The organism is Tenacibaculum mesophilum (assembly GCF_003867075.1).
Classification (GTDB): Bacteria; Bacteroidota; Bacteroidia; order Flavobacteriales; family Flavobacteriaceae; genus Polaribacter; species Polaribacter mesophilus.
This window is the reverse complement of record NZ_CP032544.1, coordinates 1,031,052-1,056,968: the sequence shown is the minus strand read 5'-3', so window position 1 is coordinate 1,056,968 and position 25,917 is coordinate 1,031,052. Positions and strand designations below refer to the sequence as shown.

The 25,917-nt window shown below is 32.7% G+C and carries 18 protein-coding genes and 1 riboswitch; of the genes, 10 read left to right on the top strand and 8 right to left on the bottom strand.

The genetic code is table 11. The annotated features are described in order from the left end of the window. Positions 1–36: 36 nt before the first annotated feature. Genes D6200_RS04870 through D6200_RS04855 form a run of 4 tightly spaced genes read right to left on the bottom strand, consistent with a single transcriptional unit; the run spans position 37 to position 3,319 of the window. Entirely contained in the window at positions 37–543 is a 507-nt protein-coding gene (locus D6200_RS04870) for a nuclear transport factor 2 family protein (RefSeq protein WP_239178894.1), read from the bottom strand. A gap of 19 nt (positions 544–562) precedes the next feature. Next, positions 563–2,536: a PspC domain-containing protein gene (locus tag D6200_RS04865; RefSeq protein WP_073183045.1), complete on the bottom strand. Its 1,974-nt coding sequence runs from the start codon at positions 2,534–2,536 to the stop codon at positions 563–565. Continuing rightward, the gene (locus D6200_RS04860; RefSeq protein WP_047789417.1) at positions 2,529–2,873 is read right to left on the bottom strand and encodes a PadR family transcriptional regulator; all 345 of its coding nucleotides are present in this window, start codon (positions 2,871–2,873) and stop codon (positions 2,529–2,531) included. Before D6200_RS04860 ends, D6200_RS04865 begins: the two co-directional genes overlap by 8 nt. A gap of 17 nt (positions 2,874–2,890) precedes the next feature. Then, entirely contained in the window at positions 2,891–3,319 is a 429-nt protein-coding gene (locus D6200_RS04855) for a DUF4870 domain-containing protein (protein WP_073183042.1), read from the bottom strand. A gap of 154 nt (positions 3,320–3,473) precedes the next feature. Here D6200_RS04855 and D6200_RS04850 point away from each other — a divergent pair, with 154 nt between their 5' ends. The 4 genes from D6200_RS04850 to D6200_RS04835 all read left to right on the top strand — a co-directional run bounded on the left by D6200_RS04850 (position 3,474) and on the right by D6200_RS04835 (position 6,310). Then, positions 3,474–3,929 carry a DUF4442 domain-containing protein gene (locus D6200_RS04850; RefSeq protein ID WP_073183040.1) on the top strand — a complete coding sequence of 152 codons (456 nt, stop codon included), beginning with the start codon at positions 3,474–3,476 and terminating at the stop codon, positions 3,927–3,929. A gap of 7 nt (positions 3,930–3,936) precedes the next feature. After that, complete coding sequence (gene blaOXA, locus D6200_RS04845; protein ID WP_073183037.1) at positions 3,937–4,794, top strand: class D beta-lactamase; 858 nt, start codon at positions 3,937–3,939, stop codon at positions 4,792–4,794. Positions 4,795–4,828: 34 nt separating this feature from the next. Continuing rightward, positions 4,829–5,629, top strand: coding sequence for a TIGR00266 family protein (locus D6200_RS04840; protein WP_073183035.1), 801 nt, complete (start codon positions 4,829–4,831; stop codon positions 5,627–5,629). Between the two features lie 507 nt (positions 5,630–6,136). Then, positions 6,137–6,310: a grasp-with-spasm system A modified peptide gene (locus D6200_RS04835; protein WP_125064375.1), complete on the top strand. Its 174-nt coding sequence runs from the start codon at positions 6,137–6,139 to the stop codon at positions 6,308–6,310. A 1,082-nt stretch (positions 6,311–7,392) separates the two neighbouring features. Here D6200_RS04835 and D6200_RS04830 read toward each other — a convergent pair. Beyond that, positions 7,393–8,787: a TlpA family protein disulfide reductase gene (locus D6200_RS04830; RefSeq protein ID WP_047789457.1), complete on the bottom strand. Its 1,395-nt coding sequence runs from the start codon at positions 8,785–8,787 to the stop codon at positions 7,393–7,395. 169 nt (positions 8,788–8,956) lie between these two features. On the opposite strand from D6200_RS04830, the gene hutH reads away from it, so the two are divergent. The 4 genes from hutH to metF all read left to right on the top strand — a co-directional run bounded on the left by hutH (position 8,957) and on the right by metF (position 16,106). After that, a complete protein-coding gene (gene hutH / locus D6200_RS04825; protein WP_047789579.1) occupies positions 8,957–10,462 on the top strand; it encodes a histidine ammonia-lyase in 1,506 nt (501 codons plus the stop codon). A gap of 598 nt (positions 10,463–11,060) precedes the next feature. Then, positions 11,061–11,165: riboswitch (SAM riboswitch) on the top strand. Positions 11,166–11,215: 50 nt separating this feature from the next. After that, the gene (locus tag D6200_RS04820; RefSeq protein WP_047789458.1) at positions 11,216–12,232 is read left to right on the top strand and encodes a homocysteine S-methyltransferase family protein; all 1,017 of its coding nucleotides are present in this window, start codon (positions 11,216–11,218) and stop codon (positions 12,230–12,232) included. Positions 12,233–12,235: 3 nt separating this feature from the next. Further along, positions 12,236–14,911 carry a methionine synthase gene (metH, locus tag D6200_RS04815; RefSeq protein ID WP_073183033.1) on the top strand — a complete coding sequence of 892 codons (2,676 nt, stop codon included), beginning with the start codon at positions 12,236–12,238 and terminating at the stop codon, positions 14,909–14,911. A 238-nt stretch (positions 14,912–15,149) separates the two neighbouring features. Beyond that, complete coding sequence (metF, locus tag D6200_RS04810; protein ID WP_047789460.1) at positions 15,150–16,106, top strand: methylenetetrahydrofolate reductase [NAD(P)H]; 957 nt, start codon at positions 15,150–15,152, stop codon at positions 16,104–16,106. Between the two features lie 382 nt (positions 16,107–16,488). Here metF and D6200_RS04805 read toward each other — a convergent pair whose 3' ends face one another. The 3 genes from D6200_RS04805 to D6200_RS04795 form a co-directional block, all read right to left on the bottom strand. Next, a complete protein-coding gene (locus tag D6200_RS04805) occupies positions 16,489–17,625 on the bottom strand; it encodes an NAD(P)/FAD-dependent oxidoreductase (protein ID WP_159432119.1) in 1,137 nt (378 codons plus the stop codon). An 8-nt stretch (positions 17,626–17,633) separates the two neighbouring features. Further along, positions 17,634–20,822, bottom strand: coding sequence for a LodA/GoxA family CTQ-dependent oxidase (locus tag D6200_RS04800; protein WP_073183028.1), 3,189 nt, complete (start codon positions 20,820–20,822; stop codon positions 17,634–17,636). Positions 20,823–21,132: 310 nt separating this feature from the next. Then, positions 21,133–24,108, bottom strand: coding sequence for a DEAD/DEAH box helicase (locus D6200_RS04795; protein WP_073183026.1), 2,976 nt, complete (start codon positions 24,106–24,108; stop codon positions 21,133–21,135). A 248-nt stretch (positions 24,109–24,356) separates the two neighbouring features. Here D6200_RS04795 and D6200_RS04790 point away from each other — a divergent pair, with 248 nt between their 5' ends. Together D6200_RS04790 and D6200_RS04785 are read left to right on the top strand one after the other, a co-directional pair. After that, positions 24,357–24,704: a hypothetical protein gene (locus D6200_RS04790; protein ID WP_125064374.1), complete on the top strand. Its 348-nt coding sequence runs from the start codon at positions 24,357–24,359 to the stop codon at positions 24,702–24,704. Positions 24,705–25,434: 730 nt separating this feature from the next. Beyond that, positions 25,435–25,917, top strand: a complete 483-nt coding sequence (locus D6200_RS04785; RefSeq protein ID WP_073183024.1) for a glycine-rich domain-containing protein — start codon at positions 25,435–25,437, stop codon at positions 25,915–25,917.

The window sequence follows — 25,917 nt, the reverse complement described above, 5'->3', positions numbered from 1 at the left end:
ACCAATGAACTAATGTTGTTAGTGTCAACTATATTTTTAATGCAGGCTAATAATTTTTGTCATTAACCACTTTTCATGTTCTTTTTTCCAGATAGCAATAAACTTGCTAGGAATAGATTTAGCGTTAGGTTCTCTATTATTAAAAAACTTATGATAACCTATTTGAACGGCTCCATACTTATTAATAGGGTATACTTCAATGCTACCCTTTATCAAGGTACGAGTAACCTTACCGCAAATATTTTTTTTAGTGGCAGCTATGATTTCATTTTTAGAGGTAGATAAACCACCCTTGTCATGAAAGAATTCAATATCATCACTTAAAATACCTGCTTGTGTTTTCATGTCACAAGTATTATAAGCGTTAAAGAATATACTATCCATTTTTACAATTTGATTGTGTAGATCAATATCAACAGGTTTGTAGTTAGGAATTTCTTGTACTTGTCCATTCATTACCCATGAAAGTAAGAGTGTGTATAGAAGTGTAACTATTTTCATAAAAAAGTTACCCTTAAAGAAGAAGTCAAATAAATCATTCATAGTTTTTCAGTTTATGCATTTACCAAGTTTTAAAGCTTAAAGCTCCTTCTTCATTATACAGTCTACGGAATCCTTTTGATATAGTATCTAATGTACCGTTTGAAACTTTAATACCACCTACATATCCGTCGTTACAATCAATTCCTAAAACTATATTATCAATTGTTTTATCATTATTAAATTTAGCGCTAACAATATCAATATCTATGTTTTTACGATCTTTAAACCAGTTGATTAATTTGTTAAGTTCACTTTCAGTAGTTTTCTTTGAGATAATAAATTCAGCTTTTGTATCATTAATTGTGCTGTCAAATAAGAAGCTTACCTCATCATCATTATCAGAATCCCAATCGTCAGAATCTTCATTATTAATATCTTCTTCATCACAATCTAAACAGTTAAAGCCTTTAGAAGTCATTTTAAAATGATGGTTGGCCATATCACGGTCGTATACATTTTGGACGTTTTTTACATCATCTAAAAAGTTACGAGACGAACCTTCAAAGTATATAGTTGTTCCTTCAGGAATGTATAAAACAGCATCAATTTCTTCATCTTTCCACATGTTCTTGTATTCGCTAATAAAAAAGGCATCAAAAACAATAGTATTGTTTGCTGTTTTAAAGTTGTACTGAATAGCTTCTGCATTACTGTTGGCATCATTTCGCTTTCTTCCTTCAGAAGTTTTCTTTATTTCTATATAAGCATTACCAGTTTCACTTTTACGGACATCGATATTTATATCGTTAGAGTATTTCATTTCTTTATCATTTATATGAACAGATACTGAATTATCTCTATTACGCAAACTATGTTGATAGTAAATATTATCATCGTTTACTACTCGTATTTTTAAAGGCTCTTCTTGATTGTAGGTAATACTATGTTTTGAAACATGTGCACCATCGTAAGCATGTGTGGTAAAATATTCAATACCAGAGAATCCGATTGCTAATAAAGATACTAACCAAAGCCCGAATAATGTTAAAACTGTTGCAATACCAAGTCTTTTAACATTAGGAGATAAAATTCGTAATCCTAAAATAAATAGGACAACAAAAGGAATTCCTATTAAGAAAAATACAAATGTCATTAACAACCATTTAGGCATAGCCGAATCATAAAAGAAAGGAGGGTAGTGAATCATGTCTCCATCAAAATTTAAGATTTCTAAGCTTCCTACAGAAAATAAGGTTAGTAGCAATGAAATGATTGTAATACCAGCGATAAATATTAATAAAACGCCCATGAATTTACCAAACACTTTGAATACGGCTAGTAAAATTTTACCCATAGTGTCTATGAAATCCTGAAAACCAGATTTAGTTTGGTTACGTAGTTTTTGATAATCAGCATTTGAAATTTTATCCGATAAATCATGGGCGCCTTCCTTTACCTTTGAAGAAAGGTTTTCAAACTCATTACGAATTTTTTTTTCAATATTGTCAATATTTACAGCTTCACCCTCCATCTGTAACTTTTCTGAAGTAGTTTTCGCTTCTGGAAGGATAACCCATAAAATGATATATCCTATAATTCCAAAACCAAATCCTGCTAATGTTAAAATAAGGAAAGCTAAACGAATCCAAACAACATCAATATTAAAATAGTGTCCAAGTCCAGAACATACTCCTCCTAAAAACTTATCATCACCATCTCTAAACATTTTTTTGTTTGAAGTATTTCTCTTATAGTTGTAAGAAGTATTTTCGCTATACCCTTCTTCAGCTTCCGCATAGTCTTCAGGCTGCCCCATGATAGCAATAATTTCTTCAATGTCGCTTTCATTTACTACTTGACGAGCATCGGTAATTCTTTCAGATAATAACTCACTAATACGAGCTTCTATATCTGCTATAATTTCATTTTTCCCTTGCGGATCATCGCTTAACGAACGAGCGATGGCATCTAAGTATCGTTTTAATTTCTGATAGGCAGTTTCATCTATGTGGAAGAAAAATCCGCCCAGGTTTATATTTATTGTCTTATTCATCTTTAGTTGATTTTGTACTTGTTACTTGGTTTACTGCGTTTACTAAATTATGCCATGTTTTGTCTAATTCTTTCAAGAACATTCCGCCATTTTCTGTGAGTACGTAATATTTTCTTGGAGGTCCAGAGGTTGATTCTTCCCATCTGTAACTTAATAATCCTGCATTTTTTAAGCGGGTAAGTAACGGATATATGGTTCCTTCAACCACAATCATTTCAGCACTTTTAAGATTTGAGAGTATTTCAGAGGTGTATGCATCTCCTTTTTGTAAAATAGATAAGATACAGTACTCTAAAACTCCCTTACGCATTTGTGCTTTTGTGTTTTCTATCTTCATGTAATGCGGTTTATGGGTTATTTTATAAATTTTATTGTAAGTGGATATTTATACATTTCACCTTTATTAGCTTTCATGGCTGCTATAATTATTAGCGCTACTTTAATAAGAGCGACAATACTTACGACAGAAGCGAATCCAAAAATACCAAACAATCCTCCATGTCCATGATGTCCACCAAAGTCGATATCTATACCATCAAATCCGTTGAAAATTCTTCCGAAGAAAAAAGGAATAAAAGAAAGGCCTAGTATAAAAATGTATAAACTATAACTGATGTTAAAATTAACGGCCTCTTTACCATGTTCATCTAAAAAAGTACTTCGTTCTTTTAAAGTTTGCCATAATATAAGTGGGGTGATAATACTTCCTAAAGGAAATAAATACCCTGCAAAAGCAGAAATATGTATTAAAAAAGCATTGGTATTTTGGTTGTTGTGTTGCATAGTGAAACGATTTATATAATACTTTACAATGCAAATATATATCTTTTAAAAGGTATTATGCAATACATAGTACTAAAAATTAACAAAATTTAACATTTAAATGAAACGATATAATTAAATAAAAAGCTGTACATTGCTTGTAAATACTGAAAAAATGAAGTTTACACCAAGAAAAGTTAATGCCTTTTTATTATTTAAGTTACCCTCAGCTTTTTTTACTGGAGTGCGATTAAAGTCGCTTACTAACGACAGAGCAGTGGTTAAAGTAACCCACAAATGGGTAAATCAAAATCCATTTAAATCAATGTTTTGGGCAGTACAAGGAATGGCATCAGAATTATCTACAGGTATTTTGGTAATGAAAGAAATAGATGCTTCGAATAAAAAAATTTCTATGCTGGTTACTAATATGAATGGAACTTTTACTAAAAAGGCTACAGGGAAAATACGTTTTGAATGTAACGATGGTAAATTAATAAGAGAAACAATACAAAAAGCAATTGATACAGGTGAAGGGCAAACAATAACTGTTACTTCAGAAGGTTTTAACGAAGAAGAGGTTTCTGTTTCAAAATTTGAATATGAATGGAGTTTAAAGGTTAAAAATTAGTTTTGTGGTGAGGTTTAATTATATTTTTATAATTATAGTACTGCTATTTTCTTGTAAGAGTGAAGAAGAGAGTAAAAAAGAGAAAGTTGAAACAAAGTTTTTAGTTAATAATCAGTTTCAAGGGGTACTTGATATAGCAAAGTTAGAAGGAGCTATATTAGTTTATGATTTGCATAAAGATGTGTATTATTCTAATAATTTTGATTGGTGTAAAACAGGAAATTTACCAGCGTCAACATTTAAAATTCCGAATTCTATCATTGCTTTAGAAGCTGGAGTCGTAAAAAATGATAGCGCAATCTTTAAATGGAACGGAGAATCTAGGTATCTAAAGATTTGGGAGCAAGATTTAACGTTTAAAGAAGCTTTTCACTACTCTTGCGTTCCATGTTACCAAGAGGTAGCTAGAAAAATTGGAGTTGAAAGAATGAAATCTAGTTTAGCAAAGTTGAATTTTGGTTCAATGGATGTAAATGAAATGACTTTAGATAATTTCTGGTTAGAAGGTAAATCTAAGATTAATCAATTTCAACAAATAGACTTTTTAAAACGATTACATAATTCAGAGTTACTTATTAGTGAGCGTACCGATAGTATCATGAAAAGTATGATGATAATGCATAAAAGCAATCAGTATGTATTGAGAGGTAAAACAGGTTGGTCAGTAAGAGGTGAAGAAAATAATGGTTGGTTTGTAGGCTATGTTTTAGTTAAAAAAAATGCTTATTTCTTTGCTACAAATGTAGTTCCAAAAAAGAATTTTGATATGAAGTTTTTTAGTAGAGAAAGAAAAGAAGTGACTTTTAAGGCTTTAAAAGTGTTAAAAGTATTAAGCGAAAATGAATCTTTTGTAACAAAACAGTAAAAAACTCTTCTTATAAATATAAAAACAAAAAATTATGAATGCACACGAAATAGATTATCGCATTTTTGGAGAAGAAATGCAGTATGTAGAAATAGAATTAGACCCGCAAGAAGGAGTAGTTGCTGAAAGTGGTAGTTTTATGATGATGGATGCTGATGTGAAAATGAACACAATTTTTGGAGACGGTTCAAATCAAGAAAAAGGATTGTTAGGGAAAATTTTTTCTGCAGGAAAACGAATCTTAACAGGTGAAAGCCTGTTTATGACGGTTTTTACCAATGATGGTCAAGGAAAAAAACAAGTTTCTTTTGCTTCCCCTTATCCAGGAAAAATAATTCCAATTGATTTAACAGAATTTGGAGGGAAGTTTATTTGTCAAAAAGATGCTTTTTTATGTGCAGCTAAAGGGGTATCTATCGGAATTGAGTTTTCAAAACGCTTAGGAAGAGGGTTGTTTGGAGGAGAAGGATTTATTATGCAAAAAATGGAAGGCGATGGTATAGGCTTTGTGCATGCAGGTGGTACAATGGCAAAAAAGGTATTACAACCAGGAGAAGTTTTAAAAGTAGATACAGGCTGTATTGTTGGTTTTACTCAAGACGTTGATTATGATGTTGAATTTGTAGGAGGTATAAAGAATACCATTTTTGGAGGAGAAGGATTGTTCTTTGCAAAGCTGAGAGGTCCTGGAACTGTATATATCCAATCATTACCATTTAGTAGGTTAGCAGGTAGAGTGTTGGCTATGGCTCCACAAACTGGAAAAGGTGATAGAGGAGAAGGAAGTGTTTTAGGAGGTTTAGGAAATATTTTAGATGGAGATAATAGGTTTTAATTATCAATTATTCAATATTGTGAAATTTAACTTTAATTCAGTTTTTATTATATCCTAATGAGAATATGAATCATTATATCTCATTTTTTTTAGATTAATATATAAATGTTTACTAGAAGGAATTTGTTTAAAAAAAAAGACTCCGAATAAACTTCTTTTTTTGTTAAAATACATAAATTTTTTAAAAATATTTGTTAATTTTTTTGTGTTGTTTTGTTTTTTTTGTTTTTTCGTGCTAAATAGAAAAGAAAAAAATTGTTTTATGTATTAAAAGATTGCTATTGTATTCTTAAAATTTTCTCTTTTTATTTTTTTCCTTATAACAAAGATTTTATTATAAAAGTATTGTTATGTGTAATAACTTTTAGTCGTAAGTAAATAGAGATAGGTTTTATTGCTTGATTAAAATCTATAATAAAACGTAAAAAATATTTTTTCGTGAAAAATAGACATAAATCTTGAGTGTCTTAAAATGATCAAGAGTTTATTAAATTTTAAATTATTATTATGAAAAAATCAATTTTAAATCTTGGAAAAGCTTTAAACCAAGAGCAATTAAAACAAATTTCAGGAGGTGAACATGATCCATACGATGCGTGGGGTAATGATTGTGAAAACCACAATCATATCTATGATTATAATCATGAAAGATGGCTTTGTTTAGGGCCTGGACCTGAGTAATTAATCTAGTTTTGTTGTCGAATATTCTTCTGTTAGATTTTGAGACTCTCGTCTATTTAGAAGAGATTTGACAGCAAAACTAATATCAATTAGCAAGTTTTTTTACTGAATTCTCAAAATTAGACTTGAATAAAATAAATCCAGAGAGTTAATTTATTTTCAGCGTAATCTTTGATTTTTCTTCTAAATGTAGAAAGACAATGTCTTAATTGTATATTTTAATTCTAAAAGTTTCTGTTTAGGAGGGAAATATTTATATTTAGTTATTAACTCATAGTAATGCGTCTATTAAGATCAATAAAAATGATTAATTTGTCTGTTTCTTAACTTTTTCCAAAGCCTTACTTCTGTTTTTGTAAATCTATCTTTATAGAAAAACCGACAAACCTTTTAACAAATCTATTAATGGTAATCCATATTCAACAGTAGTTTTTTATTACCAATATAATTGTATACTTTTATCTAACTTAACTATTTCAATAGGAATTTACTGTGTTGGTAAACCTATGAATTCTCCCTTTTCTTTATGTAATAATAGATAGTTATGTGGCTTATCTTTGGTGTTTAGCCTATTGGAAGAAAGCCAAAACCTTCTAAATATATTTCTAGATTTATAAATGACTTACTTGTTTTGGTTTTACATCAGGTTTTACAGATACTGATAGCGAGAACTGGGCATATAGTAACTACTTTAATTTAACAATACCAGTTTTCCTTATTCTAATATATGTTTTAGGGTTTTATAGAGGTAAGGATGAAGGGGAAGGGAGAGAAATTTGGACAATATTTCTGGCTACATCTAATGTGATTTGTTTGATTTTTTTATTAAGGGTACCTCTGTAGAAAGAAAAAGGAAGTTAGTGAGAAAAAGCAATAAAAATTTATAGTAGCAAAAGTCCATCATTGTTCGAATAATTTATTTATGCCTAATCAAAAATATGAATTAAAGGTAAGTCATAAATTTAAACAAAGTATGATTCTGTTCTGACTGAATCGTATAAAAACAAAAGGTAGTAATTTTAAATTACTACCTTCGATGTTGATTAATCTTGTACTACTATTTATAAGATAAGACAAATGATTTATATTCCTAATTCCTCAAACATATTGATTAATTTTTCTCCTTGTGATGGGGCAGGAGCATTTGGACTTACAATATTACCGTCAGGGTCAATAATGATAAACCTTGGTAAACCTTTAATTAAGAAGTTTTGAGCCCATTCTAAATTTAAGTGACTATCTCCAGCCATTAACTGTATACCAGTCATTTCTCTATCTTGGATAACTTCCTTCCATTTTTCATCATTTCCTTTGGCATCAACATTAATACTTACAAACTCAATATTTTTACCGTGGTACTCTTGCTCTAATCGCTTTAATAAAGGAATTTCTCTTTTACAATAAGCACACCAAGTAGCCCAAACATCAATGTATAAGTACTTTCCGTGGCCTAATAAATCATCTAAAGAAGTTGTGCCACCATCATAGTTTACATAGTCTTTAAACTTAGGAGCAGGTTGTCCTTTAGCAGTGGTTTTTAATAGTTCATAATCTTTAGTAATCTCTTTTTTATGTGCTTTATTTGTAGAGTATGCCATAAACTTTCTATAAAACTCTTTTAAGTCACTAGTGTATGTAATACTGCTTTCAGCGCTATTGTATAATAAATCATTTTTTGCAATCGTATCGGTAACTTCAGTTTGAACTGTTTCTAAATAAGTTAAGGGTAAATCTTCCCCTTCCTTATTTTTCTCCTTAGCAATCCTTTGAAGTTCAGTTTCTAACATTGCTCTGTAGAAATATGAAGAAGCATAATCACCTCCACTATAGTTAAAGCTTTCTAATGGGTTAGGGAAATCATCTGAAACTTCAAAGTCTTTATTTCCAGTTAATGTTCTGTGATAATCTTGATAATTATAAAGGTTTCTTAAACATTCATAGTCAATATTTTTGACTTCCTTTTTTAAGAAATCAGCAGGCAATTGTTTAGAAATAGATGCTTCAGTTACAGCATCTTTATATTCATTAGTTTTTGCTAAAAACTCACCTTCTTCTAAGGCAAAATATTGATTAGCACTAACAAGTATTTCAGGCCAAGTTTTTTGTTTTTCATGAAGATAGCTATTTATTTTTTTGTTTGCACCTTCAAAATTAATAAAATCTGGGTTGTCGTAATCAAATACAATACCTGTATCATCTGTCTTTGTTAAATATAAGTTGATAGCTTTAATAGGTTTTGTATTGTAAACCAAGGTGTAATAGCCTTCTCTATCAATTTTAAGAGTATCAACAAAAGAACCAGTCTTTCTGTCAAATTTTATTTTCTTTTCAAATTGAAAACCATTTAAGGTAACAGTTCTTTTTTTAAGGTTATCAATTTTACCAGTTAAAACCAAGTAGTCTTTAACAGGTTTTTCTTCCTTTTTACATGAAATTATGGTAACTCCTATGAGGGCTAAAAGTACTAGTTTTTTCATTCTTTAATGTTTAGTGAGAATAACGGTGTTTAAGCCGCCGAAGTTACTTTTTTTAACTTTTTTATCAAAGAAATTAACATTTTATTTAAACTTAGTTCTATTTTTTATAAAAAATCAGCTTGAAGTTTTCTCTTTTTTTTGGTTATTTGTACACCATAAAAATATTAAAATGAATACTACACATATAATAAATTCCCAACCACTTGGTTTAGAAGATATTCATAGTATTGTATTACTAGATAAAAAACTTTCTTTATCAGAAGAATCAAAAGAAAAGATATTAAAATGTCGTGCTTACCTTGATGAGAAAATGAAAACTCATAACGATCCTATTTATGGAATTAACACAGGATTTGGTTCGTTATGTAACGTCAAAATTAATGGAGATAATTTACAACAACTTCAAGAAAACTTAGTAATGAGTCATGCTTGTGGAACTGGAGATGAAGTTCCTCAAAAAATTGTAAAGTTAATGTTGTTGCTTAAAATACAATCATTAAGTTATGGTCATTCTGGTGTACAGTTGGCCACTGTTGAGCGTTTGATTGAGTTTTATAATAAAGACATTTTACCTGTTGTATATACACAAGGTTCGTTAGGAGCATCTGGTGATTTAGCACCATTAGCACATCTTTCTTTACCATTGATAGGATTGGGAGAAGTGTATGTTGAAGGAGAACGAGTTTCAGGAGATGTTTTAAAAGAAAAATTTGGTTGGAAGAAAATTAATTTACAGTCTAAAGAAGGATTAGCATTGTTAAATGGAACTCAATTTATGAGTGCATATGGTGTATATAATTTATTAAAGGCTTATAAACTTTCTTATTTAGCAGATGTTATTGGTGCAATTTCTTTAGAAGCTTTTGATGGAAGAATTGAGCCTTTTAATGAGTTGATTCATTTAGTGCGCCCACATAACGGACAGTTAGCTACAGCTAAACGTATTAAAGAAGTATTAGAAGGAAGTGAATTAATCAAGCAACCAAAAGAGCACGTACAAGATCCTTATTCTTTTAGATGTATGCCACAAGTTCATGGTGCAACAAAAGACACGTTAGAGTTTGTAAAGAAAACATTCATAACAGAAATAAATTCAGTAACAGATAACCCAAACATATTTGTTGATGAAGATATTATTGTTTCAGGAGGAAACTTCCATGGCCAGCCACTAGCCCTAGCTTTAGATTATTTAGCAATTGCTGTTGCAGAATTAGGAAATATTTCTGAAAGAAGAACCTATCAATTAGTTTCTGGTTTAAGAGGGCTACCTGACTTTTTGGTATCGAACCCAGGTTTAAATAGTGGGTTTATGATTCCACAATATACAGCTGCAAGTATTGTGAGTGGAAATAAACAATTTTGTACTCCTTCTAGTGTAGATTCTATTGTGTCTAGTAATGGACAAGAAGATCATGTAAGCATGGGAGCCAATGCAGCTGTGAAAGCAAAAAAAGTAGTAGATAATGTATGTTCTGTACTAGCAATAGAGTTAATGAATGCTTCTCAAGGACTTTCTTTTAGAGAAGAGAATACTTCTGAGTTTTTATCTTCTTTTGTAGGAATGTTTAGAGAAGATGTACCTTTAGTAAATGATGACAGAGTACTACATAATGATATTAAGAAAGCAGAAAACTTCATTAATGATTTAATTATTGAAGTAGAAGAACTGTTTTAAGACAACTATAGAGATTAGTGAAAAAGCTCAAATTGTTTTTACAATTTGAGCTTTTTAGTTTTTCAACGTTTATATGAAACGATGATAAATATTAACTAGAATAATAAGATATTAATATTTATTTATGTTAGCACTCTGTTAGAGTAGGATTTTTTTTGAATTAAAATACTTTTAATAATTACCTCTATGGCTATATAGCAAACATCTTTTACAAAAGTATATTGATTAATGTGTTGTAATGCATGTAAATAGCCTGAATAAAAAGTAATTAAAGCTCCCATTCAGATAATGATAGTGAAAAACAAGGATTTGTTATTTGGAAATGGATGGAGGAGTTATACTTACTCGAATAGCTTGTTTAGAAAATATTGTAATTAGACAGTTTATATCTAATCAATCAAAAACAATGAGATAATATGGAAAATTAGCCATTATTATTTGTGGTCCATAAGGCTATAAATTTCAACTTAAAATGTTAAAAAAGATAGAGATATCTATAAGCTAGAAAAAATATTTAAATATCTACTTAATAAAAGTATTCATTTTTTTTAGTAACTAAAAATAATACTATAACTTTGTCCCGTTTATTAACATATTGATGTTATCAAGAAAGGTGGAGGGAATAGACCCTTTGAAACCTTAGCAACCCTTTGTGCAAACAAAGAAGGTGCTACATTCTACTGCTTCGGCAGAGAGATAACGAAAAGAATTTTACTTCCTCTTTTCCTGATAACATTACACTAAATATCAGGAATGTCAAACATTTATCAAGAAATACAAAAACGAATCCTTGTGCTCGATGGCGCTATGGGAACCATGCTTCAGGAATATAAATTTACTGAAGAAGATTTTCGTGGAGAACGTTTTAAAGACTACCCAACACCGTTGCAAGGAAACAATGATTTGTTGTCCATTACGCAACCCGAAGCCGTAAAAGAAGTACATAGAAAATACTTTGCGGCAGGAGCAGACATTGTAGAAACCAACACCTTTTCAGGAACTACCATTGCCATGGCAGACTACCAAATGGAAGAGTTGGTATACGAGTTAAATTACGAGTCTGCTAGAATAGCCAAAGAGGTGGCCGATGAATTTACAGCGAAAGAACCACATAAACCTCGTTTTGTAGCAGGTTCTATCGGGCCTACCAACCGTACCGCAAGTATGTCACCTGATGTAAACGATCCGGGATACAGAGCAGTTACTTTCGAAGAGTTACGTATTGCCTACAAGCAACAAGTAGAAGCCTTAATTGATGGTGGTTCAGATATTTTGTTGGTAGAAACCGTATTTGATACCCTAAATGCCAAAGCAGCTTTATTTGCCATTGAAGAGGTAAAAGCTGAGCGTAATATAGAAGTACCTATCATGGTTTCTGGAACCATTACCGATGCTTCAGGTAGAACCTTGTCGGGACAAACAGCCGAGGCGTTTTTAATTTCCATCTCTCATATTCCGTTGTTATCCGTAGGTTTTAATTGTGCTTTAGGGGCTAATTTATTACAACCACACTTAGAAGCGATTGCTTCTAAAACAGAGTTTGCCATTTCTGCACATCCAAATGCCGGATTACCGAATGCCTTTGGAGAGTATGACGAAACTCCAGAAGAAACAGCGGAGCAAATAGAAGAATATTTAAAGAAAAACTTAATCAACATTATAGGAGGATGCTGTGGTACCACGCCAAAACATATTTCAGCTATCGCAGCAATAGCAGCGAAATACAAACCACGAAAAGCTGAATTTGTTGCAGCAGGACAAAATAGTTAGTAGATGAGTGAGGAAAGAAGATACATGAAATTATCGGGGTTAGAACCGTTAATTATAACACCCGAAAGTAATTTTATCAATGTAGGGGAGCGCACAAACGTAGCAGGATCACGTAAATTTCTTCGATTGATTAAAGAAGAAAAGTTCGACGAAGCCTTAGCGATTGCGCGTCATCAAGTGGATGGAGGAGCACAAATCATCGACATTAATATGGATGATGGTTTGATAGAAGGAAAAGAAGCAATGGTACGCTTTTTAAACTTAATAGCTTCTGAACCTGATATTGCCAGAGTTCCTATTATGATTGATAGTTCTAAATGGGAAATCATCGAAGCTGGATTACAGGTAGTACAAGGTAAATCGGTTGTAAACTCTATTTCTTTAAAAGAAGGTGAAGAAAAATTTATTTGGGAAGCAACTCAGATAAAACGGTACGGAGCTGCTGTAATTATCATGGCTTTTGATGAAGTAGGACAAGCCGATACCTATGAACGAAGGATTGAAATTGCAGAGCGTTCGTATAATATATTAACCGAGATTGTCGGTTTTCCGCCAGAAGATATCATTTTAGATTTAAACATCTTTCCTGTAGCTACGGGGATGGAAGAGCACCGAAAAAATGCATTGGATTTTATAGAGGCTACCCGTTGGGTACGCGAAAACTTACCACATGTAAGTGTAAGTGGTGGAGTAAGTAACGTATCATTTTCTTTTAGAGGAAATAATGTCGTTCGTGAAGCGATGCATTCGGTATTCCTGTACTATGCTATCAAAGCAGGAATGAATATGGGAATTGTGAATCCGACGATGTTAGAAGTCTACGATGATATTCCAAAGGATTTACTAGAGCATATTGAAGATGTTGTTTTAGATAGAAGAGACGATGCTACAGAACGCTTATTAGAATTTGCTGAAACGGTAAAAGGAACAAAAAAAGAAAGCAGTAAGCAGGTTTTAGAATGGAGAAGTTTACCGCTACAAGACCGTATAACACACTCTTTAGTAAAAGGAATAGATGCTTTTATTGAAGAAGATGCAGAAGAAGCGCGTTTGAGTGTTGAAAGACCTTTACAAGTTATTGAAGGTCATTTAATGACAGGGATGAATGTAGTTGGAGATTTGTTTGGTGCTGGAAAAATGTTTCTACCACAAGTAGTAAAATCTGCCCGAGTAATGAAGAAAGCCGTAGCCTATTTGAATCCTTTTATTGAAGCAGAGAAAAGCGAGGAGCAACAAGCTATCGGAAAGATATTGATGGCAACAGTAAAAGGAGATGTGCATGATATTGGTAAGAACATTGTATCCGTAGTATTAGGCTGTAACAATTATGAGATTGTCGATTTAGGAGTCATGGTTCCGCCAGAGAAGATTATTGAAACTGCTAAAAAGGAGAACGTAGATGCGATTGGTTTAAGCGGATTGATAACGCCTTCGTTGGATGAAATGGTGTATTTAGCCAAAGAAATGGAACGCCAAAACTTGGAGATTCCTTTATTGATTGGTGGAGCAACAACCTCGAAAGCACATACCGCTGTAAAAATTGATACGCAGTATAAAAATGCAGTGGTGCATGTAAACGATGCATCAAGAGCAGTAACCGTAGTAGGAGATTTATTGAGTAAAGAAACCTCAAACGAGTATGTTGCCAAGTTGAAGAAAGATTACGAAGAGTTTCGAGATAAATTCTTAAAACGAGGAAAACAGAAGCACTACATACCAATTGAGGAAGCTAGAGAGCGAAAATTCAGAATAGATTGGGAGACTACTAACATTACTAAACCAAAAGAATTAGGAGTACAAAAGCTAGAGCAAGTAAGTTTAAAAGATTTGGTACCATATTTTGATTGGAGTCCGTTTTTCCGCTCGTGGGATTTACACGGAAAGTTTCCTGATATTTTAGAAGATGAAGTAGTAGGAGAAGAGGCAACCAATTTGTTTGCAGATGCTCAAAAGATGTTGCAACAAATCATAGAAAAACAAGCATTAAAGCCCAAAGCTATTTTTGGTTTGTTTGAGGCAAACTCTATTAACGACGACGATATTTCAGTTCAAAAGAAAGGAAAAGAAGTCGCCATATTTAGAACCTTACGTCAGCAATTAAAAAAACGTGAAGGAAAACCAAGTTTTGCTTTAGCAGATTTTATTGCGCCCAAAGAAACAGATAAAACGGATTATATAGGAGCTTTCTGTACCGCCATTTTTGGCGCTGATGAATTGGCATTACAATACAAAGAAAATCACGACGATTACAATGCAATTATGGCACAAGCCATTGCCGATCGTTTTGCTGAAGCTTTTGCAGAATATTTGCATCATAGAGTAAGAACGAAACACTGGGGCTATGCATCCGAAGAAAACTTAACGAATGATGAATTGATAAAAGAAGCGTACAAAGGAATTCGTCCTGCACCTGGGTATCCTGCATGCCCAGATCATCTAGAAAAAGAAACAATTTGGCAGCTTTTACAGGTAGAAGAGAACATAGGAGTAAGTTTAACAGAAAGTTTAGCCATGTGGCCAGCAGCGGCCGTTTCAGGATATTATTTTGCCAATGAAGAAGCTAGGTACTTCGGGTTAGGTAAAATAACAGACGATCAAGTAAGAGATTTTGCAGAGCGAAAAAATATACCCTTAGAAAAAGCCAGAAAATGGTTACATCCAAACATATCAGATAATTAATAATAACTTTAAAATAAACAAACAAAAGAGCGTATTTAATTAACAATAAGTTTTAAGTTAGGTAAACTGAAAACTACAAAACAGTAGTAATATTGCCGTATAAAAAATCAATAAAATTAGACAAATGAAAAAGTATAATTTAGAGATTCGATTTGCAATACAGCTACTGGTAATGGCAGTCGTATCGTTGTTGGCAGCTTCATTGGTATAGTTAAATACGCCTTTATAAGATACACTTATGAAGGTAATAGAACACTTAGAAAAAGCTAACGGAAGATCGTTGTTTTCGTTTGAAATACTTCCACCGTTAAAGGGAGATACAATCGAGTCAATATTCAAAAATATTAATCCGTTAATGGAGTTCAATCCGCCATTTATAGACGTAACCTATCACCGTGAGGAATACGTGTATAAAGAGTTAGGAGACGGACTCTTAAAAAAGCAAGTAGTAAAAAAACGTCCAGGTACAGTAGGTATTTGTGCGGCGATTCAAAATAAATACCAAGTAGATGCTATTCCGCATATTTTATGTGGAGGATTTACCAAAGAAGACACTGAAAACTTCTTAATTGATCTCGATTTTTTAGGAATTGATAACGTAGTTGCATTACGTGGTGATGCAGTAAAAAGCGAAACTTATTTTAAACCTGAAAAAGACGGACATGCATACGCAAGTGAGTTAGTTACACAAATAGAGGACTTAAATAAAGGAAGATACTTGGATGATAATTTGCAAAACTCATCAAAAACCGATTTCTGTATTGGAGTAGCTGGATATCCTGAAAAACATATGGAAGCACCAAGTTTAGATTCTGATATTCACTTTTTAAAGAAGAAAATTAAAAACGGAGCAAATTATGTGATAACTCAAATGTTTTTTGATAATCAAAAGTATTTTGAGTTTGTAAAAAAATGTAGAGAAGAGGGAATTATGGTTCCTATTATTCCGGGATTAAAACCAATCTCAACCAAAAAGCAATTGAATTTAATTCCGCACCGTTTTAAAGTTGATTTACCAGATACTTTGGTAAAAGAGGTTGTTAATTGTAAGAGTAATGCAGAAGTACGACAAGTAGGAGTAGAGTGGTGCATTGCTCAAAGTAAGGAACTACAACAAAAAGGAGTACCTATTTTACATTATTATTCAATGGGAAGATCAACCAATATTCAAAAAATTGCTGAAGGAGTTTTTTAAGATAAATCGTCATTTCATCCATTTGAAAGAATACTGAGTGAATTAGGAATAAAACATCGATATATAAGGCCTTATAGACCACAAATCAATGGAAAATTGAACGATTATGGAGAACCATTGAGGAAGATTTAATTCATGGAACTTATTTTGAATCAAAAGAATATTTAAAAGAAGAAATATTATAATATATTTATTACTATAATCAATAAAGACCACACCAAAGTTTAAATGGTGTGGCTTCTAATATTTTTAACCAAAAATGTCAACGAATTAGTTAACTTTTACAGAAATGATAACATAAGGGATCAAAACTTAGCAGAAAAACCTTTACTCTAAAAGTGAAGCGGTCTTTTTTTGGGTTCTAAAATTAAGAAATCAACAGTTAATAGTTACTGCGTCTTTTCCAAAAAGTAGCTTCTTTCCATCTAGTCTCAGTACTGTAGAAAAAGTTTTTATGTTTTAGATAATGATTCCAAACTTGTTGTAGTTGATTTTCATATAATCTATTGAATTGCTCTTCCTTAGTGGAGTCCAAATCCTTAATAAAATCATAGTTAATAAGTAGTTTTTGAAGCTGCATTGCATTTGCCATAGCGTTGAACATCCCCTGAGAAGAAAGCGGATCAAAACTCATAGCTGCATCACCCAAAGCAACCCATTGTTTACCTGTTACTTGTTCTAAACGAGTAGAGTTAGCACTTACCGTACCATGAAAGTTAACAGTAGTTTCGTTACCTTCAATTAAAGGCTGAATGAGTTTGTGTTCTTTGGCAAAGGATAAAAATGTATTTACATGCTTAAAAGTGTTTCTATCCACTAAATCAGGATCCGTTTGAAAAGCGATGACCCTTTTATTATCGGGAACTACAGCACTATACCACCAACCTAAATCATCAGTAGCAATGGTGCTCATGGTATTTTCTTGGGTATTAGGTAAGCTCATCCAACAAGAAATCAATTTATCGTACTGTGTACGTTGAATACCTAAGCTTTTGGTGAAATGCGATTGCCTACCAGTGGCGTCAATTACGAATTTTGCCTGAATAGTATGTGTGGTTCTGTTTTTTAAGTCATCAGACTTTGTGGTTACTTTCCAGTAATTATTTTCATAAGAGCTATTAGAAAGGCGTGTTCCCCAAATACAATTAACTCCTCTTTTAGCAGCAATCTTTCTTAGATATACTTCAAAGTTCTTTCTGTCTAAACTTCTAGAGAATCCATCGGGGTTCCTCATATGGTCAACAATTTGAAGTTGACTATTTCCCCAATAGGATTGCATTCCTAAATTATTACGAAATATGGTTTGTTTTATGGCTTCCGATTCATTTTCTAATAAATCTAACTCTTTTAAAATTCGTTGTGCAGCAGGTGCTAGTGATTCTCCAATTCTATCAACAGGTTCAACTAGTTTATCTAGCAATGTAACATTATAATAATTAACTAAAGAAATGGCGGCAATGCAACCTGCAATGCCACCACCTATAATTAGTATGTCAGTAGTACTATTATATTCTTTCAATTTGTATATTATTTAGGAATATATCTTGAAAAACGTGTCATCTTTTCAGGAATACCAACTTCAACTCTTTTAGGAGCTGTTTCTTGATGTGAATCAGACTGTTTCATATGATGTAACTTAGAAGCAATTAAATGTATGGTTTTAATAACATTTGGTGTTGCTTTAAAGTCTTTTTCTAGTTCATCTTCCGTTAAGCTTAATAAACTACGCTGAGCATCTTCCAATACAAATTGCTCGTTTAATAAATTATCGTGTGATAGTTTTTCTACGGCTGTATCTATTGTATTTTGAAGTCCTTTCTTTAACGCATGTTTAGCAGTTAAAACACTTTGTAATTCTTGTATGGTAGCTTTTAATAATGTTGCCTCTTGTTCTGGAGTAGGAGTAATACCCACCTGCATTTCTTCAGGGAAATTAGGATCATGCTGAACTCCTGGACGCTTTTGAACCACGGCTAATTTATCAAAATACTTAATCATACTATTAATTTGATTCGTATAGGTTGGCGCTTCACCATCTAAGGGAAGATTGTCTAACCAATCGGAACGGAAATTAAAGGCTTGTATACGGGTTTCTTCAGATAAATTCGAATCCATTGTTTCTTTATAACGTTCTTCATTTAAAACGTTATTTGGTACTCTAGCAGGCCAAAACGTAGGTAAATATGGATCGTATTCACTAGTGTATCCATCTCTACAACTAGCGGTATCTGTTTGCCAAGGAATCGCCATCCAACGAGTAATTCCCCCAGCTACTTGTCCGCCTAAAATAGGTCCTTTTGCCAATGGTAATATATCGTTATTCATCATTGGACCATAATACGTAGTATTAACAGGTGGCGTTTTAGGTGCATGTTTAATTCTAAAAGGAGCCATATACATTCCAGACGAACGCATAGGCCACGTCATTTCACAACCAGGGTGAAAAGCATCAGCTAAACAAAACTCCATAGCTGCTTTAGTTAACATATCTGGTTGTTCTGAAACAGGAAGTTCGTCTATCGTTGGTGGTTTAGGTACGTGCGGACATCCAGTCATGTCTACATAATCAGCATCAAAATCACCTTGTACCCATTGATCTAAAAATTCTAATTGTAAATCAGATAACGTAGCATGTTGACGTACAGAGCCTGTGGAAGGAATACTAATTGCATCACCATACAACCAAGGCCATAGTTGAGGTGCTTCTGCTCCTGATATGTCAAAACGACGGAAGTTGTTAGAAATCGTTCTACGCATTTCCATATAGGCAGGTGACGGATTCCCTAATCGTTTTATCCACTCATTAGTGGTGTAGTTGAACTGACCGCCAAAACCAAAAGCCCCAGCAAAACCAGCATTTACCCATTGTAAATCAGTTATACGTTGGAAAATTGGTAATATATCTTTGGTAAACGATGGTCTTACAGGACGTACCAACATTTTAGATTTTACAGCTACATCACGCATTAAATCCCACATCGTACGTACCGATTTTTGCATCGGAGCATAATCTGGTGGAGCACAAATAACCCAGGCAGGATCTACTTTTAATTTTGTTCCTTCGTATTCAACTTCCGCAGTAACAGGACCATCAGAAATGTCATCGTACCAACCTTCGTTATTGGCAAAAGTAATGGCAATATCTCCGTTGATATTTTCCGATTTTCCGTGTCCACCTAACATCACTAAACGTCCTTTTTCATCCGTACGCATTTCACCTAAGTATACTTTTTTCGAAAGAAATTCCCCTTCAAAGAAAGGACCTTCGGTAACATTGGTTCCAGTAATAGATTTTGCACCTCCATCAATTAATAAAGAGTTACGGTCTTTTACATCAATATTACGTAACATAGAAGGAGGCATATCAGCAGCTTCAGGAATGTCTAAGGCAATGTTAAATTGATACCAAGACGATTTTTGATTGGCTAAATGACTATGCCAGGTAATTTTTGCATTTTCAGCCGTTAATTCCTTCACCGCTTTTCCTGCAGCATTGAATCCGTAGATTCTAAATTGTGCTGCTTGTCTTTTTAAAGCTCCTGTTTTATCTCGATACGCATATGGATCGGTTTGTGGTTCAGGATTGTCAACCAGTGGACCAATAAAGTATTCGTTTTCACTATTTCCTACACGCATCACGCCAATAGGAGGGTAGATACCTGCTTTTACGATACAGTCACTATTTTCATCGGTGTTACCTTCAAACTGTGGATTGATTTCTTTAGGTTCTTGTAATTGCTGTCCGTTAGCTTGATGTCGTGCCTCAGCACTTGCAGCATATACTACTTTTCTTGCTTGCGCAATAGATCCTAAAGGTTCGTGTTGAGGTAAGGTTCTCCAAATATTAAAGGCTAAGTTGCTTCCAAATTCGGCTTGTCCAATACTAGCCACATCTTGTTGAGGTAAGTGTAATTTAGCAATGCAGATATACGGACTTTCTTCTGTGTTCCAAACTAACTGTGCATCATCTAAAGGCATGGTAGCATCGTTGGTACGCAATTGTATTTCGAAACGGAAGGTCGCTTCTTTGGTTAACAACCGTTGTTGTAAATCGATACCTAAATAATTATTATCGTTAAAAGGAGTTCCTTTATAAGTGTCTTCAGGAACTAAACGATATTTTACAATTTGTGAATCACCTAATTTAAAAGGAAGAATTGCCCAATAGCTAGCACTTAGTACACTAGCTTCTTCTTTGGTCATTGCTTTTAGAATACTGGCTAATTCAGGGTGCTTTGCTATGTATGAATCATAATCGCGGTCAATAACACCAGCAGTGGTAAAGCTACACATCTGTTGTGCATCACGTGCAAAAAAACGGTCGATGTTTTGAAAGATAAAATCGGCATTGGTACCATCTCCTAATAGTTTAGGACCTTCTACACCAAAGAGTTTTAAACCGACTCCTAAGGTAGAATGTAAATCAGGAGAAGTTGGTCCAGTATCACTTGAAAAACGAACAGCACATTCGTAAGTATCACCAGCAAAAATTCCGATTTTGAATTTTTCTTCGATGTCTTTGTTTACTACAAAACGACCGTAGGCTATACCGTGTTGTTTTCTAAATACAGCTCTCTCGGCAGGTTGTTGTCCGTTTTCAATGCGTGTTTTTTGTCCCATTTCTACAAACATTTCTTTTAAACGTTGTGTAACTTGGGTAATGTCTCCATCGCAGTTCCAGCATGATGAAGATTGATTTTGTGAGGGGTTTGTCATTTTTTGGTTAGTTTTAGTTTGACATTATATACCTTTAAAAATAAGGAATATAAGTTAGAGTTGGTTTTAAGAAACTCTTAAGCGTTAGGATTTTGGTTATTAGTTAAAGGTATTGGGTAATGGGATAGGAGTTGATATTTTAAAGGGAAGTAAGTATTTTTAAGAAGATTTAGAAGTGAATTATATAAATTATAATACTTCAAATTAATTTTTAGTTAAGAATTTTACAGACGTATTTTAAGTAGGTAAAAGGTCTAAAAAAAGAAAAGTTATAGGCAAGACTAATAAAATATAATGTATGAAAATGTAGTTAGTTAGCCATTTCATAAATGTTTAAGTGTCTTTTTAAAATTCCTGAAGGCGTGTTTTTGGTTTCATCAAAAATTCGAGTGTCTCCAAAAAGAATAAAGCTTTCTTTAGCTCTAGAAACCGCTACATTTAGCATGTTAGGCTTGTTGTCTTTTTCAAAAAACAAGGTTCCTTCGTCGTCATTAGAATATACGGAGCTGAACAAGATAATGTTTCGTTCTGCACCTTGTAATGCGTGTACAGTACCTAATTTAATGTCGCTTACTTTATAACCCGCATCGGTTAAGGCTTTTGATAATTCTCCTTTCTGACTTGCAAAAGGAGTAATAATTCCTAAAACAGGTTCAATAGCGTCTACATCGTATGCTTCTTGAATGGTTTCTTTGTTTTGTTGTAACCAAGAAATAATAGCTTTTACTTCACTTATATTTTGACGACTGTTGTATTTGCGTTCGCTAACTCCTTCTATATGATATGCCATCATTGATGGAAATGCTTGATTTTCTTTCGCCTTTCCTTTCATAGGTTTTAAAATACCATCGTATGCCAATTCGTTACAAAAACTAATAATTTCATCATTACATCGTCTATGTTCCAATAAAACCAATCCTTGTTCTTTTTTAGCGGGTAATGGTGTTTCAAATTCGCAGGCATTTTGAGCCATTTTCATAATACTTCCGCTAGACGCTAAAAAACCTAACTCATCTAAATGTGTGTCATTTTGATTTTCAATAATATCAAGACTTGTTAAGTTTCCTTGGTCAATTTTTTTAGGGATAGACCAAATAGGTTCAATTTGTTGTAAATCACCTACTACAAAGGCTTTTTGAGTTAATGAAAATACAGGGATGCTTACTTCTGGAGTAACCTGACCAGCTTCATCAATAATTAACAAATCCAAAAAGTTGTATAGTGGTAAGTATTCAAAAATAGGTTTTCCGTTTTCGTTTTCTCCTTGAAATTGACTGTATAAAAAGTGACTTGGAGCTGTATAAAAAGTAGCTACAAAGCAAGGAGTAAGCATAGCTCTTCGTTTCCATTTTGCTTTAATAGCATATTCTCCTGTTCCTTTTTCGGTGTTCTCTTCTAGCATTTCTCTGGTCTCCAATAACCAACGCGCTTCCCAATAATGGGTTGCTAATAAGAATGCTTTATGGCGTAAATCAATATCTAATTCATCATAAAAGAAACGCTGTGTTGCATCATTAGAGTTTATTTTTTCATATTCATACGCCCACATTTGTTCTTCTGAAACAAAAGGAAATCCTTTGATATTATTTTCGTACTTCCAATTTTTTAGGCTTAAATGTGATTGCAGTAGCAGATTTACATTGTTTGTACATTCTTTTATATATGCTGCTGCTTTTTTAGCATTCAACAATGTTTCAGCGTTAGCTTTAAAAATGTGTTCAGCATTTCTTGATTCAAACTGAGCTTCATCAATAAAATAGTGTTTTACTTTATCAATAAAATCAGTGTCTTTTGTAGCTGTTTTTAAATCGTTTAAAACAGTTCTCCATTCTTGTAGTTTGGAGATTTTAAACGTACTTTTTTGAACAAAATCTTCTTCGTGTACAAGTATGCTGTTGATGTAGTTTACAGCATTTATATAGTTTCTAGAGAAGTCAACACCATCAGCTAAAATATTTTGAATACCTATAATTTCTTCTTGTAGATGGTTACATACATCGTCAAGTGAATTTGTTTGGGTATTGAAATACTGACAGTAGTTTGTTAAAAAATAATATTCTGCTTCAGAGATATATTTTTCATTTTCCAGATTACAAAGTGTTCCTTCATGACCAAATAAGTTTCCTTTTAAGTAATTGATATTGGCTAGTTTTTTCTCACTTTTTGAACTGGATGGGAGGTAGGTAGCATATCCGTTAAAATCAGGAATCCAACGGTTGGCTAATTCTCCCATAGTACTTTCAGAGTTGATAAAACTATCAATAATATTGGTTACTGCTTGGTTGTTGTTTGAGCAGGCTAAAATTATAGGAGCTTCTTCACCATTAATAGCGGCTTTTACAAACTCGGTAGCCACTAAACTTTGTAATAGGGTAGTTTTTCCAGTTCCTGGAGGTCCGTTTACAGCGGTAACTGCATTTTCTTCGGCTACTAAATACGATAGTAATGTTTTTCGCTGACTAACCGAAAGTGGGAACTTATTCGACATTTGTCCTAAATGCAAATGGTTATACACTAAAAATCCGTTATCGGTAATGGCTTCTTGTCGTTCTCTAGTATATGGGTTGATGATTTTAGAGAGTACAGGTAACTCATCCGTATTTTTAAGTAGATTTTCGTACAGAAATAGAATACTTTTTGCTGTAGAAATTTTAGAACTTAAAGCGAAATAAGTAAGTTCATATTGTGTGGTATGGCGTTCTACTTGATAACGATATAGGTTGCTAAAAGTTATCGCAGAAAACACTTCGTTAATATAGTTCCAGTATTCATCCCAAGGTATAGGTTCTTCGCTATTTTCAAAATCGGGAGCATCTAGGTCTTTGGCATCTAAAACGGTATCGATAGAAGAGAAGATAAAATCGTTCTTAACATCCGCCATAGGAGTTAGATAGTTACGAACAATTAAAGGAAAGCCATCTTTTGGAGCAGATAATTGTCCTGAACGATTTACAATTGCACTCACCCAAAAAGGATGAATGGTGCGCTGTTTGAATTTAGTGTTGTCGGTTTGATATACTAAATGAAAAGGCGCTATTAATATTTTAGTTTCTTCTACCTTATGCCACTTAGGGTTGTCTTTTTTAGTAATTCCTTTTAACCGATTAATTCTACGTTCTTCAACATCTAATAGTTGACTTGCTTGTTTAGCGTTGATGAGTGCGTTACTTAAATCGGAAGATTTTTGATGAAAAAGGTTTTTTATTTTACTAATGTCAATAGCTAAGTTTTCACTATCAGATAAGCTGTTTTTATAATATTGTAACCAGTTTTTTTCGTCGTTCATAGTTGTTATCGTACCCTTGAAATGTGATTTTTTCTGTAAGAAAGGGTGCGAAAATACTATATTCAACGTGTGAAAAAATAGTTTTTGTTAGCTTTTTATTAACGAAAAAATAAGAGAGAGGATAGTGGGTTTGTTTTCAGTAAATTAAAAATTATTGTTAAGATGTTGCTTTACACTATGCATAGTTTTCCATAAATATAGCTAGTTTAACTACGAGAGTTTGTAATAAAATTTAAGTAGTAAAAAAAATGTGTTTATATAATTTAATTTATTATATTCGTGACCAAATGGAAAGTAATCGTTTAAAAAATAGCATTGCATATTTATTTCTTGTTCTGTTTCTATCAATGAAAGTAGGTGGGTTGCACGTGCTATCTCATACAGACGATAAAGACCATACATCACACTGTACGATATGTGATCATGCAGTTGCAAGTGATTTAACTCCGTTAGTTACTCCTGATACTTTAGACTTTTCAATAGAAAGCAATGAATATATTGTTTTGAGGGAAGTAATTAAAGATTATAATTTTATTATTTCAGGTACTATTACTGCGGAGCAACTTTTTTCTAGACCTCCACCTTTTTTAGTGTAAGAGTTTTTATTTTACATTCAATCTTTCTAATTAATGTTTTTTTATTCAAGTATTTGAGCAGTTATAGAATATTGGCTTAAATAGTACTTGTAATGAATCTGAGATACGTTGTTGTGATGTCTCAGTTTTAAAGAGGAGAAAATACCAGCTTAAAAGCTCTTACCACCACTTTGTTTTTATTTTAATAACCTATTTTCTTTATTGTTTAAAGGAATAGCTCGTAGTATATTTAGATGCAGGATTATCTTATCTAAAATATATTATAGCAGCTTAGATGTCTTTACGTGTTTTTAAGGGTTTTAAACAGTTATAGGCATTAGATATAACATAAGAAGTAAGAAAAGTACCTAAATATACTAGAGCATAGGTTATTACTAAAATTTAAATTTCAAAAGAATCTTTACAGAAATCTTTCAGTTTTTCAAAAGACTAAGTCTCATTTTGAAAAGCCTAGGAATTCTATTGGATTTATGTACCATAATATTAAAGAAGTTGCAACAAAGGGGATGCTGAAAACCTTATAAAATAGAGTAGGCCAAACTTTAAAATTTTTAATTATGAAAACCAAAGAATTAATGATTTCAGAAATTTTAGCTGATAAGTCTAAGCAAGCAGCTGGAACTACACATTGTAGTAATTGTGGGCACTGTGTTAACACTTTATAGTCCCAAGTTTATAGCGGTAGGAATTTATCCTACCGCTTTTTAAAAAGTAAAAACAGTTAAATATAATGGAAGGAAAAGTTACAGAAGAACAATTAGAAAAGCTCCTAACTTTTAGTGATGAAAATGTAATATCTAGGTTTTTAGATATGTATGATGTTACAGAAACTGAAGCAGAAGATATATTAATGGAAACGTTGAAGTTTTTGTACATAAGTCAAATTCCAGGAGTCTTCATTCCAGATGATTTATTAATTATAGACGAAATGTGGCACAATCTTATACTGTTTACACCACTTTACCATAAGTTAAGTAAAGAATACTTAAACACGTCTTACTTTCATCATCTTCCTGCAACTAAAAAAGAAAAAGATGAAAGAAGAGAGGCCATGAGAATTGCGCCAGATGAAGCAAAAGAAGAGTACCTCAAGAAATTGGAATTTTTGTTGTCTACAACCTACGATTATTTAGGTGAAGAAACCATGGTAAAATGGTTTAAAGTATACCCTCAAAAATACAGCAAAGAAAATATTAAAAAATTGAAAAAATAA

What these genes read in the sequence shown, in the direction of transcription:
- D6200_RS04870 (WP_239178894.1), bottom strand. Translation starts at nt 543, where the DNA reads ATGAATGATTTATTTGACTTCTTCTTTAAGGGTAACTTTTTTATGAAA.
- D6200_RS04865 (WP_073183045.1), bottom strand. Translation starts at nt 2,536, where the DNA reads ATGAATAAGACAATAAATATAAACCTGGGCGGATTTTTCTTCCACATA.
- D6200_RS04860 (WP_047789417.1), bottom strand. Translation starts at nt 2,873, where the DNA reads ATGAAGATAGAAAACACAAAAGCACAAATGCGTAAGGGAGTTTTAGAG.
- D6200_RS04855 (WP_073183042.1), bottom strand. Translation starts at nt 3,319, where the DNA reads ATGCAACACAACAACCAAAATACCAATGCTTTTTTAATACATATTTCT.
- D6200_RS04850 (WP_073183040.1), top strand. Translation starts at nt 3,474, where the DNA reads ATGAAGTTTACACCAAGAAAAGTTAATGCCTTTTTATTATTTAAGTTA.
- D6200_RS04840 (WP_073183035.1), top strand. Translation starts at nt 4,829, where the DNA reads ATGAATGCACACGAAATAGATTATCGCATTTTTGGAGAAGAAATGCAG.
- D6200_RS04835 (WP_125064375.1), top strand. Translation starts at nt 6,137, where the DNA reads ATGAAAAAATCAATTTTAAATCTTGGAAAAGCTTTAAACCAAGAGCAA.
- D6200_RS04830 (WP_047789457.1), bottom strand. Translation starts at nt 8,787, where the DNA reads ATGAAAAAACTAGTACTTTTAGCCCTCATAGGAGTTACCATAATTTCA.
- hutH (WP_047789579.1), top strand. Translation starts at nt 8,957, where the DNA reads ATGAATACTACACATATAATAAATTCCCAACCACTTGGTTTAGAAGAT.
- D6200_RS04820 (WP_047789458.1), top strand. Translation starts at nt 11,216, where the DNA reads ATGTCAAACATTTATCAAGAAATACAAAAACGAATCCTTGTGCTCGAT.
- metH (WP_073183033.1), top strand. Translation starts at nt 12,236, where the DNA reads ATGAGTGAGGAAAGAAGATACATGAAATTATCGGGGTTAGAACCGTTA.
- metF (WP_047789460.1), top strand. Translation starts at nt 15,150, where the DNA reads ATGAAGGTAATAGAACACTTAGAAAAAGCTAACGGAAGATCGTTGTTT.
- D6200_RS04800 (WP_073183028.1), bottom strand. Translation starts at nt 20,822, where the DNA reads ATGACAAACCCCTCACAAAATCAATCTTCATCATGCTGGAACTGCGAT.
- D6200_RS04795 (WP_073183026.1), bottom strand. Translation starts at nt 24,108, where the DNA reads ATGAACGACGAAAAAAACTGGTTACAATATTATAAAAACAGCTTATCT.
- D6200_RS04790 (WP_125064374.1), top strand. Translation starts at nt 24,357, where the DNA reads ATGTGTTTATATAATTTAATTTATTATATTCGTGACCAAATGGAAAGT.
- D6200_RS04785 (WP_073183024.1), top strand. Translation starts at nt 25,435, where the DNA reads ATGGAAGGAAAAGTTACAGAAGAACAATTAGAAAAGCTCCTAACTTTT.